This window comes from Thiothrix litoralis (genome assembly GCF_017901135.1).
In the GTDB taxonomy this organism is placed as follows: domain Bacteria; phylum Pseudomonadota; class Gammaproteobacteria; order Thiotrichales; family Thiotrichaceae; genus Thiothrix; species Thiothrix litoralis.
The window spans coordinates 1,580,911-1,592,672 of record NZ_CP072801.1; the positions used below are offsets into that span (position 1 = coordinate 1,580,911).

Annotated in this window: 14 protein-coding genes and 1 pseudogene; 13 read left to right on the plus strand and 2 right to left on the minus strand. The window is 50.3% G+C overall.

Annotation, left to right across the window (positions count from 1 at the left end):
• Positions 1-264 precede the first annotated feature (264 nt).
• The 7 genes from J9253_RS07720 (at position 265) to J9253_RS07750 (ending at position 6,767) form a co-directional block, all read left to right on the plus strand.
• Positions 265-1,134, plus strand: a complete 870-nt coding sequence (locus tag J9253_RS07720) for a tyrosine-type recombinase/integrase (protein ID WP_210224035.1) — start codon at positions 265-267, stop codon at positions 1,132-1,134.
• Entirely contained in the window at positions 1,122-2,240 is a 1,119-nt protein-coding gene (locus tag J9253_RS07725) for an IS91 family transposase (RefSeq protein ID WP_210224036.1), read from the plus strand. Before J9253_RS07720 ends, J9253_RS07725 begins: the two co-directional genes overlap by 13 nt.
• Positions 2,241-2,616: 376 nt before the next feature.
• A complete protein-coding gene (locus tag J9253_RS07730; protein ID WP_002710858.1) occupies positions 2,617-2,937 on the plus strand; it encodes a hypothetical protein in 321 nt (106 codons plus the stop codon).
• A 170-nt stretch (positions 2,938-3,107) separates the two neighbouring features.
• Entirely contained in the window at positions 3,108-3,332 is a 225-nt protein-coding gene (locus tag J9253_RS07735) for a DUF2281 domain-containing protein (RefSeq protein ID WP_210224037.1), read from the plus strand.
• Positions 3,329-3,715: a type II toxin-antitoxin system VapC family toxin gene (locus tag J9253_RS07740; protein ID WP_210224038.1), complete on the plus strand. Its 387-nt coding sequence runs from the start codon at positions 3,329-3,331 to the stop codon at positions 3,713-3,715. Before J9253_RS07735 ends, J9253_RS07740 begins: the two co-directional genes overlap by 4 nt.
• Positions 3,716-3,801: 86 nt before the next feature.
• Entirely contained in the window at positions 3,802-5,073 is a 1,272-nt protein-coding gene (locus J9253_RS07745; protein WP_210224039.1) for a PDDEXK-like family protein, read from the plus strand.
• A gap of 170 nt (positions 5,074-5,243) precedes the next feature.
• Complete coding sequence (locus J9253_RS07750; RefSeq protein ID WP_210224040.1) at positions 5,244-6,767, plus strand: transposase; 1,524 nt, start codon at positions 5,244-5,246, stop codon at positions 6,765-6,767.
• A gap of 50 nt (positions 6,768-6,817) precedes the next feature.
• On the opposite strand, the gene J9253_RS07755 is transcribed toward J9253_RS07750, so the two are convergent.
• Positions 6,818-6,970, minus strand: coding sequence for a hypothetical protein (locus tag J9253_RS07755; protein ID WP_210224041.1), 153 nt, complete (start codon positions 6,968-6,970; stop codon positions 6,818-6,820).
• A 174-nt stretch (positions 6,971-7,144) separates the two neighbouring features.
• On the opposite strand from J9253_RS07755, the pseudogene J9253_RS07760 reads away from it, so the two are divergent.
• Positions 7,145-8,199: pseudogene (locus tag J9253_RS07760) on the plus strand (ISAs1 family transposase).
• Between the two features lie 29 nt (positions 8,200-8,228).
• Here J9253_RS07760 and J9253_RS07765 read toward each other — a convergent pair.
• The gene (locus tag J9253_RS07765) at positions 8,229-8,750 is read right to left on the minus strand and encodes a ubiquitin-conjugating enzyme E2 (protein ID WP_028490246.1); all 522 of its coding nucleotides are present in this window, start codon (positions 8,748-8,750) and stop codon (positions 8,229-8,231) included.
• A gap of 257 nt (positions 8,751-9,007) precedes the next feature.
• Between J9253_RS07765 and J9253_RS07770 the strand changes: the two genes are divergently transcribed.
• The 5 genes from J9253_RS07770 (at position 9,008) to queE (ending at position 11,756) form a co-directional block, all read left to right on the plus strand.
• Positions 9,008-9,283, plus strand: a complete 276-nt coding sequence (locus J9253_RS07770) for a BrnT family toxin (RefSeq protein ID WP_028490245.1) — start codon at positions 9,008-9,010, stop codon at positions 9,281-9,283.
• Positions 9,264-9,524 (plus strand): BrnA antitoxin family protein, encoded by a 261-nt coding sequence (locus tag J9253_RS21110; RefSeq protein ID WP_210224042.1) that lies wholly within the window; start codon positions 9,264-9,266, stop codon positions 9,522-9,524. The genes J9253_RS07770 and J9253_RS21110 overlap by 20 nt, the downstream gene beginning before the upstream one ends.
• A gap of 195 nt (positions 9,525-9,719) precedes the next feature.
• Complete coding sequence (locus tag J9253_RS07780) at positions 9,720-10,070, plus strand: AbrB/MazE/SpoVT family DNA-binding domain-containing protein (protein WP_228291572.1); 351 nt, start codon at positions 9,720-9,722, stop codon at positions 10,068-10,070.
• Positions 10,030-11,118 carry a 6-carboxytetrahydropterin synthase gene (locus J9253_RS21115; RefSeq protein ID WP_210224044.1) on the plus strand — a complete coding sequence of 363 codons (1,089 nt, stop codon included), beginning with the start codon at positions 10,030-10,032 and terminating at the stop codon, positions 11,116-11,118. The genes J9253_RS07780 and J9253_RS21115 overlap by 41 nt, the downstream gene beginning before the upstream one ends.
• Complete coding sequence (queE, locus tag J9253_RS07790) at positions 11,115-11,756, plus strand: 7-carboxy-7-deazaguanine synthase (protein WP_210224045.1); 642 nt, start codon at positions 11,115-11,117, stop codon at positions 11,754-11,756. The genes J9253_RS21115 and queE overlap by 4 nt, the downstream gene beginning before the upstream one ends.
• Positions 11,757-11,762 lie beyond the last annotated feature (6 nt).

Consider the following 11,762-nt stretch of genomic DNA (forward strand, 5'->3'; position numbering starts at 1 on the left):
GGGTTTGTGGAAATAGAAAAAGCGAGCAATCCAACCACGGTAGATTTTTTCGGTTCCAAACCTTCGAGGGCTTCCAGCGCATCGGTGTAATCACGCGCAACGGTGGCATGATCGGCTTCCAACTTTTTCGCGGACGCTGACCAGTATTCCCAATCGAAGTTGAACTAAACCGCTAACGCGGTAGCCCACTGATTCCCAAAGATTTTCCCATGATGAGCCACACTTTAAGTGTCCGATAGATGGACATTTAAAGGAGAACCCATCATGAAAGTCAGCCCGTTACGCCAGCGGATGCTGGATGCCATGCAGATGCGTGGCTACTCCCCCAGAACCCATGACAGTTATGTGCAAGCTGTCCTTGACCTAAGCCACCATTACCATCGACCACCGGACAAGATTTCGGCGGATGAGGTGCAGCAATGGTTGCTGTGGCTGTTAAAAGAACGCCAGGTTTCGTCCTCCACCTGCCACTTGTATTTCAACGGGGTGCGCTTCCTGTTTGTGACGGTGCTGGAGGATGCGGATTTTATGGCTTACCGCTTTGCCTTGCCCAAACGCCAGCAACGCTTACCTGATTTGCTGTCACGGGCAGAGGTTAGCCAACTGGTGGCAGCTCCTGACAACCCGACCCACCGGCTGCTGTTGCTGAGCTGTTATGCCTGTGGGCTGCGGGTCAGTGAGTTGGTGAATATCCGGGTGCAGGACATTGACGGCAGCCGCCGTATCTTGCATGTGGTGCAGGGCAAGGGGCAAAAAGACCGTTACGTGCCGGTATCCGACACCTTGCTGGCACAATGGCGGGCTTACTGGCAGCGTTGTCACCCCAAAGAATGGCTGTTTCCGGGGAAATACCACGGCTACCAGCAGTCGATGACCACACCCCAGAAGATCTACCTGCGTGCCAAGCGGCAAGTGGGCATCCGCAAGGAAGGCGGCATCCATAGCCTGCGCCATGCGTTTGCCACCCATGCGTTGCAGGCGGGAATGCCGATCCACCAGTTGCAGCAGGTGTTGGGGCATGAGCATGTCAGCACCACGATGCGCTATGCGCATTGGTTGCCGGAAACCCAACAGGGTGGGCAAACCATTGACCTGCTGGCGGGGCTGGATGCCGCCGCCGTATGTTACGCCTAGCCGAGGTGGTGCAGCGGTTCCGGCCCCATTTGCCACCGTTGCCAGCGCCAGTGAACAAGGTGTGCCAACAACTGCTGGCGTGCCGGACACCTGCCTTGGGTGGTTTCCAACTGCGCTGTGGGGAATGCGGCGAGGAAGTCCCGCTGTACCATGCCTGCCGCAACCGCCATTGCCCGCGCTGCCAGCAGCAGGCCAGTGAGCAGTGGCAGCAACGTGAGTTGGCGAATGTCGTCCCTGCACCGTACTTCCATCTGGTGTTCACCCTGCCGCATGAGCTGAACGGTTGGGTCAGGCTGCACCCGGCGGTGGTTTACCATGCCCTGTTCCGCAGCGTGTGGGACACGCTCAATACCTTGGGGCATGAGCGCAAACGCCTCAACGGGCAACTGGGGATGACAGCGGTGCTGCACACCTGGGGGCAGAACCTCAGCCAGCACGTTCACCTGCACTGCCTGATCCTCGGCGGGGCATTGGATGCTGCGCAACAGTGGCATCCGGCAAAAAGCACCTACCTGTTCCCGATCCGGGTGCTGTCGCGCCTGTTCCGGGGCAAGCTGGTCAGCCGGTTGCGGGAGGCTGCCGAGGATGGGCAATTGCCGCGTGTCACCCACCCCGGCGAGGTCAAACAATTGCTGGGGCAATTGATGCGCAAAGACTGGGTGGTGTATGCCAAACCCTGCCTGCACAAGGCTGAAACGGTGGTGCAGTACTTAGCACGTTACACCCGCAAGATTGCTATCAGTGAGTCCCGCCTGCTGGGCATCACGGACGAAACGGTCAGCTTCCGCTACCACGATTACCGCGATGGGCAGCAGAAAGTGATGACCTTGGCGGGTGATGAGTTCCTGCGCCGCTTCCTGCAACACGTGTTGCCAGCGGGCTTTATGCGCATCCGCCATTACGGCTGGTTGGCGAATGCCTGCCGCCAAACCCGCTTGCCACAAGTGCGCGAGGCCATTGCCCGTTACGCACCCACGCTGCCAACGGTGGCAGACAAGCCGCTGGAAGCCATTGCCCGCTTTGACGGCATCCCTTGCCCTTGCTGCAAAATTGGCATGATGCGGGTGCGTTACCCGCTGCCGCCCCAACGGTTGGAGTATGGCTGACGGCGCAATAGGTTGATGGGTTTAGGTTGAAACAGGGAAAAAACCGGCAGCCCCGGACTGCCACACACCGCTGTTGTACCTGCTGGACAAATGGCTCGAAACACCCATAATCCTGTGCTATGTTTGACCACAATCAGGGCGGAAACAGGCAGGACGGCAATGGGTTGGCAACGGTTGGTGGGGAATCATCAGGCAACAGGGGCTGGCGGGGCGATGGGCAGAAAAAGCAATCCCCTTATAGATAAGGTGTCGGACTCCGTAGCACGCGGTTCCGTCCAACAAGGCATTTATGCCCAGTGCTGCCGCACACGGCATAAAATGCTTTAACGTTGGCGTACTGCCCCCCTAAAAATAGACTTCTTAGGAAAATTCAAATATGTTGATTTTTATTGGACTCGCTACCATTTTATTGGTGCTTGCTTTTAAGCAACCTCTTGGTAGTCGATTTAGATATTTAGTGGCTGTTATCGTCCGATTTGCGTGGTCTTTAACTATTGGGCTACCATTTTTCGTATTAGGGCTGGTCGCGTTTCTCTTGATCGACATCCTTTTCCCTACCTCTAGTAAAGGCTACGTTATCCTCAATAAAATGTACAAGTGGGGGAGCTGCTATTGGTTTAATGGGTTGAGGTTGAATTTTGAAACAGATGACTACGATGTTACTGTTGAAAAACAGCGCAAGACAAGTAATGAATAGCTTTCTCTACCGCGTTGATGCGTGTAAAAATTATGCCAGCGTCAAAGCCTGAATTTAAAGCATTGGTGCGCCGCGCTGATGCGCGGGAAAGGTCATGCTACACCGAAAATAGTCAACAGCGGCATCCTTGGCTATACTGACCCAAGAGAAACAACTGGAGTAATACCATCATGGGTACAGTAGAGCTAATCACTGAACACACCCGCCGTTTGCCGGAGAGTGTCCAACGAGAAATACTTAATTTTGTTGAGTATCTGTTCAATAAATACAGTTCACCCCTTACACGATCTGTTGTACCAACAACACGTCAGGCTGGCTTACACGCTGGTTGTGCGGTGATGGCTGCTGATTTCGATGCGCCATTATCAGACGATTTCTGGCTGGGTACAGAATGAGGCTGCTGTTAGATACCCACACATTTTTATGGTGGGACAGCCAACCAAACAAACTTCCAGCCAAGGTGTTGGCACTGTGTGAAGATACTCAAAATGAGATATTTTTGAGCGTTGCCAGCATTTGGGAGATGCAGATAAAGCATCAATTAGGCAAATTGGAGCTTCATCTGCCGTTGGATAGGCTGGTCTCCGAACAAGTGCACAAAAATGCCATCCAGATTTTACCGATACAGACAGCCCATGTGTTGGGGGTTGCTGCTTTACCTGATGTTCATAAAGACCCGTTTGACCGTCTTCTGATTGCCCAAGCCAATGTTGAGAAGATGGTGTTCCTGAGCGGTGACGGTGTTTTCAAGCATTATCCTGTCCAGATTATTTGGTGATAATGATTTTGCGCCAACAAATCATTCGACGACGGACGCGGTGACAGCCCGCAACTCCGGGCGATTTACTCCCCGCCGCGCCCGTCATGCTGGACGTTATCCCTTGCAAACCGAGCCAACACAACAAATTATCAAATATGACAGATTATAGAGAATTGCAAAAAATCCTAGATAAAACTGAGCTTCTTAGATTAAAGTACTCTTTATTTTACAAGAAAAACTCTTTCAATATTTTTCAGGTTCTCAAAAAAGGTGATGACGAGGTAAATGTTCACTCAAATTTTATTTCTGAGCTATTAAACCCAAAGGGTAGTCATGGCAAAGAAGATATTTTTCTTAGGCTATTTATTGAACAAACACTAGACATAACATATGAGAGTTTAGGTAACTGTCTCTTAGTTAGACCTGAACATCAAAATATTGATATATACATTGAGTTTGACAAAACGATCATCGTAATCGAAAACAAAATTCATGCTCAGGATCAGTATAGACAATTAGAAAGATATTATGAATATGCAAAACTCAAGAACAAACCTATATATTTAATGTATTTAACATTAGATGGCAAAGAACCATCCAGCGATAGCCTTGGCAACTTGTCGATTGATGTTGTTACATTAATTTCCTATAAATATGAAGTTCTTAACTGGATCACAGCTTGCATCAAAGAAGCAGCGTTAAACCCATCACTTAGAGAAGCGACTTACCAGTATCTTGATTTAATCAAATATTTAACAGGTCAATCAATGAGCGCAGAGAATAGAAAAGACATTATTAGTTTATTAAAAACAGGAGATAATGCAAAAAACGCTTTACAAATACAAAAAAATTGGATACATGCAAAATGGTATGCACAAAAGTACTTTTGGGAAGAACTAAAACAGCATCTTACTGCTAACAAAGGTTATTATGAATTAATAGTTCCTAAATTTACTTATTCTAGCAACTATATTGATGGATATGTCCACAGACAAAGAAGCAGAAAGATTCATTATGGCTTTTTCGCTGGCATTAAAAATATTGACAACAAATACGACATTTGTTTATATACTGAAATTGGCCACAATGATGACTTATATTATGGACTTGGTATAGTTGAAGACAAGACAATAAGAGTCAATAGAAAAGAAAATCAATTTGAAGATATTATCGAAAAAATGAGAAAAGCCAATCTTTATTCACCAAATCAATACTGGATCACTTCAACAAAACGAATACCATTAAGATTTTATAGCTTTGATGATGAAGATACAGTGTCAATGCTTAATCAAGATTTCAGAAATGCTTTTGTAAAAAGCCTAACCGATGAAATGTCTATTTTTATTGAAGAAGCATTTAAAGAACAAAATAATTAATATTAGGATAACGAGTGTGTCGACGACGGACGCGGTGACAGCCCGCGACTTCGCACAATTTACTCCCCGCCGCGCCCGTCACACGAGACGTTGAGGCTGTAGAAAAACCCTCTTTTTCGCCATTTTGTGGGATAATTAGGCATCGCAAGCACCCGAACGAGTAGGCAGGCATGGCACGCTACAAACCGATTCATCAAGGCGTAAAACTGTTGGCAGTGGACTTTGACCGCCAAATTCTCCCCGGCACGTTTGAACATGCGTTGCGCCATTTGGTTGACCACGAACTCGACCTTGAAGGTTTCCACCAGCGTTATAAGAATGATGTGCAGGGAGCGGCAGCATTTAACCCGGCGGTTTTACTCAAAATTATCCTGTTGGCTTACAGCCGTGGCATTATCAGTAGCCGCAAAATCGAAGCGGCGTGTCGCGAGAATATGCTGTTCATAGCGATTTCCGGTGATAGCCAGCCGCATTTCACCACGCTGGCGGCGTTTATCGCCAATGCCGGGGAGCTGATCACCAAACTGTTTACCCAAGTGCTGCTGATTTGTGACCGCCAAGGCTTGATCGGGAAGGAGATGTTTGCCATTGACGGGGTGAAGTTGCCCTCCAATGCCAGTAAAGAAAAGTCTGGCACCCGCGCTGACTTCCTGCGCCAAGCCGAACGCATGGAAAAAGCCGCCGCCAAAATCATCGACACACACCAACAAGCCGATGCCAGTAAAACGGATGCGGCGGCAGCCCAGCGCGAAGCCAAACAACTGAAACGCCTGCAACACGAAGCCAAGCAGTTACGTGACTGGTTGGCAGACAACCCCAAAGACCGCCAAGGCTCCAAAGGCAGTATCCGCCTGTCCAACCGCACCGACAACGAATCTGCCAAAATGGCGACCAGCAAAGGCGTGGTGCAAGGTTATACCGGCGTCGCAGCCGTGGATTGCCATTACCAAATCATTGTCGAAGCCCAAGCTCACGGCACAGGGTCGGAACAGGAACTGCTGATGCCCGTGGTCAATGCCACCGCTTCAATGCGCACTCCCGAAACGGTGATCACCGCCGACAACGGCTACCACAGTGAAGCCAACCTCAAAGCCTTGGCGGATGCTGGAATTGATGCCTACATCCCTGACAAGGATTACCGCAAACGCGATGACCGCTATGCCGATCAGACGGTGCATCAGCAAAAACCTGACCCCTTATCGAACAAATGCCCCAAGCCCAGCAAAGCCAAAACCTATAAACCTGCCGACTTCCAATTAGCCGCTGACCTTAGCCATTGTCTTTGCCCGGCGGGAAAACGCCTTTACCGTACTGGCAAGAATTGCACCCTGAATGGCTATGCTTCGGTACGTTTCCAAGGCGCGTTCCGTGACTGTGAACCCTGTACACAGCGTCCCCAATGCCTGAAAGACCCGGCAAAAACCCGCGCTCGGCAAGTGACGTTCCTGCAAGGCAAGCGTGATGACACCCCCAGCCACACCGATTTGATGAAGCCCAAAATCGACTCCGACCTCGGCAAACGCATGATCACCCAACGTTTCGCCACCGTCGAACCGGTGTTTGGGAACTTGCGCGGCAACAAACGTCTGCACCGCTTCACCTTGCGCAGCAAAGCCAAAGTGGACGGGCAATGGAAACTGTTTTGCCTGATGCACAACCTCGAAAAGCTGGCTCATTACGGGTATGCCGCATGAAGGGGGAAATGATGCTGCCAAACACGCAAAAATGCACCGTATTGAGCGTATCAGGTGGCATTCAGGGCGTTATGGGGAAGCAGGAAGTTGGCAGCGGTGAAAAAATCCGTCACCCGCTTGGGGGGGCAAAAAAATGACTGACCGGTCTGGATGGGATGATCAGATTCGGGTTTTTCTACACCTTCGTTACGCTTGTTATTCAACACCATCCGCCTCATAACCAAGGTTCTTACCTATCGTCTTACCGAGAGTCAAGATTATGATGGCGGCAACTCAGGGCAAACGCATGAATAAGCCAGTAAAATCAATAGCGAACGATTAACGCCCAAACGACGTCACCTGATAAGCTATCCCCTTTTCATCGAAGGGATGCACCCATGCAAGATCATGACCTGCTTAGCCACTTCTCCATCATTCAAGACTACCGCCAAACGGGAAAAATTGAACACAAACTCACTGATATTTTGCTCTTGGTTATCTGTGCGGTCATTGCGGGTGCCGATGGCTGGGAAGAAATTGAAGACTTTGGACATGATCGACTCACTTGGTTACAAGAATACGCTGATTTTGATAACGGCATCCCCAGCCACGACACCCTTGCTCGCGTGATGAGCTTGATTAACCCACAACAATTCCAACGCTGTTTCGCTGACTGGATGCAAAGTTGCCACACACTCACTAACGGTGAAGTCATTGCCATTGATGGTAAAACCTTACGCGGCTCTTATGACAAGCGCCGTAGAACAGGGGCTATCCACATGGTCAGTGCTTTCTCAACGGCGAATGGCGTAGTGTTAGGACAAGTCAAAACCGATGAAAAATCCAATGAAATCACTGCTATTCCTGAATTGTTGAAACTGTTATCGGTGTGTGGCTGTCTCGTCACGTTGGACGCGATGGGTTGCCAGAAAGCCATTGCCCAAGCCATTCTTGATAAGGAGGCTAATTACCTGTTGGCAGTCAAGGGCAATCAGAAACGTCTTGAAGAAGCCTTTGCGAAACATTTTCCGCTGAGTCACGTAGCCCAGTATCAAGGTGATTACTTCAGCACTATTGAAAAGGCGCACGGCAGAGAAGAAACCCGTTTCCATATCGTGAGCGATGTCATCGGGGATTTCGTGGCGTTAAGTCTACAGTTCGCTATTACATCAGCTCTGCAACGCTCACCGCCAAACAATTCGCGGATGCTATCCGCAACCATTGGATGATTGAAAATCAGTTACACTGGCGGTTGGATGTCGCCATGCGTGAAGATGATTGCCGAATTCGCCGCGACAAAGCCGCCGAGAACCTTGCAGGGATACGCCATATCGCCTTTAACGTATTGAACAGCCACAAAACCTTTAAGGCATGCATGAAACGCAAACAGAAAAAGGCCGCCATGAACACAGACTATCTTTCTGAGTTATTGATGGCTAAGGGATTTTCGTAATCTTGCCGTGGACGACGAAATATTATCAGTTACTTAGCATACTTTTTTGTCCACTCTTGAGCCAACTTGTTATATTCCGCTCGATCTGTTTTATAGATTTGTGCAATTTCGGAATCCAAGGGGTCATCAGGATTAGGATTTTTCAATAGGCTAGCAATGGCGTTCAAAACATTATGAAGCTTAAGGGCTGGTTTCCACTGCGGCCGCTGCGCCTGCAAACGCATAGCATCTCGGTCAATAGAACCATCGCTTTTGTATATGGGAGTATTGCCACGTAAGATATCAAGGCTAATAGCGCCGTTGCTGTCGATATTGGGATGATATATCTTTGTTTCAAAGCGGACTTCGGGAGGGGCGGATGGATAATTTGGGGGGAATTGGATCTTCAAAAAGAAGACACCGCCTTGATAAGGTGATCCGTCTGGGCCTATCATCGTCGCACCCCAAAGAAACATAGTCTTTGTCTCATCAACTGGGGCAGCCGATATGTTGTAACCAGAACTCGTTTGTAAATCTTCCCCGTCTTTTATAATTCGTTGTAGAGAATCCATTTCATTTATCTCCAGCGATTAGAATTAGAGCACTCAGCGTACATTATGTGTTGCTTCAGAGTCAAATGGCTGGTTTGATGTCAAGTCCCGATAGATCATATACTTTTTTTGTAACTACTCCCCCCTGAAAAAGTTTAAAAAAATCTTGACTACATTTTTGGTGGGGTAGATCAATGCGCGGGAAAGTATGTGCCGAGTACAAAGTCCGAATAAATTTTGACCTTGATGACACTACAAAATGTATATACACTTAAACCATGAGATTTACATGGTCTGAGACAAAACGTGCAATCAATACAAAATCGCATGGGCTTGATTTTGTTGATGCGCCGCGTGTGTTTGAGGGCATCACCTTCACCTTTGAAGATGACAGGTTTGACTACAGTGAGCAGCGGTTTATCACGCTTGGGTTACTTGCCGGAGTGTTGGTTTCCATTGTCCACACAGAGAATGACCATGAGATTCGCATCATTTCCTTCCGCAAAGCAACCAAACGAGAAGAGGTGATTTATTATGACTCAATCCAATACTGATTGGGAGCGCCTTGCGTCAGGCACTCAAGGTGATCCAACTGAAGAACATCCTGAAGCTGAAGTCCGTCATGTCGTCCGTGGCATTGTTCGCCAAGGTTTAAAACCTTTACCAGCCAAAGCATCCGTTTCTTTGCGCATAGACCAGGACGTGCTGGAGTGGTTCAAAGCTCAAGGCGCAGGTTATCAAACACGTATCAACAGCGTTTTAAAAGCATTTAGAGATGCTTCGGTTAATCCATGAGCGTCAAGTACGACAAAAATAACTCCAATTAATGCGCCAACAAGTTGCTCGACGACGGACGCAGTGATAGCCCGCGTCTTCGTCCAATCTACTACCCGCCGCGCCCGTCAGATTTGACGTTACGCTTGTTATTCAACACCATCCGCCTCATAACCAAGGTTCTTACCTATCGTCTTACCGAGAGTCAAGATTATGATGACGGCAACTGTTAGACCGTCCAGCAAAGGGCAAATTGTCATACCTAAAGAGGTGCGGGACTCTTTGCACTGGGGTATAGGTGTTGAGTTGACATTGGTGACGACAGAATATGGGGTCATGCTACAGACTAAGATACCGCACAAGCGCAAACTTCCAGCAAAATCATTGCGTGGTTTCTTACAGCATACAGGCGCACCCGTGCCGATAGATCAGCTTTGCAAGCCCATCGAGTATACCGAAAACATAGCGCAACGCCCCCACCTACGCCATAATTCCCGCTTGATTCCCAGCAAGCCCACGCTATCCCATGAACGAAACCCTGTTTTACGTCGCCGCCGCCCCCTTTGAAGCCGCCTGCCGCGTCGAAAATGCCTTAGGGCAATCACCGCTTTCCGCCGGACACCCCGCCCGTCGCCTGCACGGACACAGCTTCCTCGCCAAAGTCCGCACCCTCAACACCGGGGCGAACGCTGATTTGCGCCAACAACTGGCGGATTGCGTCGCGCCACTCGACTACAACGACCTCAACCAATTCCTGCCAATGCCCACGGATGAAAACCTCGCCCGCTGGATTCGCGCCCGCCTCGCCCTGCCCAGCGTTGCCTCGGTCGGCGTGCAAAGCACCTTGCACCAAGGCGCAGACCTCGACCTTGCTGACAACGCCCACATCTGGCGACGTTTCCGCTTTGAAGCCGCGCACCGCTTGCCCAATGTCGCCCCCGGCCATCAATGTGGGCGGATGCACGGCCACGGCTTTGAAGTCATCCTGCACGCCAACCAAAACCTGCAAGCGCAAGACATGGGCGTGGACTTCGACCGTCTCGAAGCCGTCTGGCAACCGTTGCATGAGCAATTGCACCACCACTGCCTCAACGACATTCCCGGTCTGGAAAACCCCACCAGTGAAATGCTCGCCGCATGGCTGTGGGAACGCCTCAAGCCCGAACTCGACGCGCTCTCCTGGGTCAGTGTGTACGAAACCGTCACCGCAGGCTGTCACTACGACGGGCAACATTACCGCATCTGGAAAGACCAACGCTTTGAAAGTGCCCTGACGCTGACCCGTGCCGCCCCCAATGATAGCGTGCGTCGCCTGCACGGGCACAGCTACCTGCTACGCCTGCACCTCACCGCCGCGCTCGACACCGTGATGGGCTGGACAGTCGATTACGGTGACGTAAAGTCGCAATTCAAGCCGATTTACCAACAGCTCGACCACCACAACCTCAACGAATTGCCGGGGCTGGACGAACCCGACGCCGCCAGCATTGCCCGCTGGATACGCGCTCAAGCCGAACCCGGCTTGCCACAACTTGACCGCATCGACCTATACGAAACGCCGGGCTGCGGCGTAGTGCTCTCATGGGGCGAACACGAACCGGGGTTGCCTGTATGACCTATTCCGTCAAAGAAATCTTCTACACCCTGCAAGGCGAAGGCTTCCACGCCGGTCGCCCTGCCCTGTTCTGCCGCTTTGCAGGCTGCAATTTATGGTCGGGATTGGAAGCCGACCGCGCCAAAGCCGTCTGCCATTTCTGCGACACCGATTTCGTCGGGGTGGATGGCATCAACGGCGGCAAATTCCGCACCGCGCAAGCCTTGGTGGAAGTCATCACCCGCGAATGGTGGATCGGCGTGAAACAGGATATGAATCGCTTCATCGTCTTCACTGGCGGCGAACCCTTGCTGCAACTGGATCAAGCCCTGATCGACGCATTACACAAAGAAAACTTCGAGATTGCAGTAGAAACCAACGGCACCAAACCCGCCCCCGCAGGCATCGACTGGCTATGCGTCAGCCCCAAAGCCGACAGCGAATTAGTGCTCACACACGGCAATGAACTGAAACTGGTGTACCCGCAACCCTTGGCTATGCCCGAACGTTTCGCCGGGCTGGATTTCCAGCATTTCTACCTGCAAGCGTTGGATGGGGCAGAACAGGCAAAAAATACCAAAGCGGCGATTGCCTATTGTATGCAACACCCGCAGTGGAAGCTGAGTGTGCAAACCCATAAATTGCTGGGGATTCCGTAGGGTGAG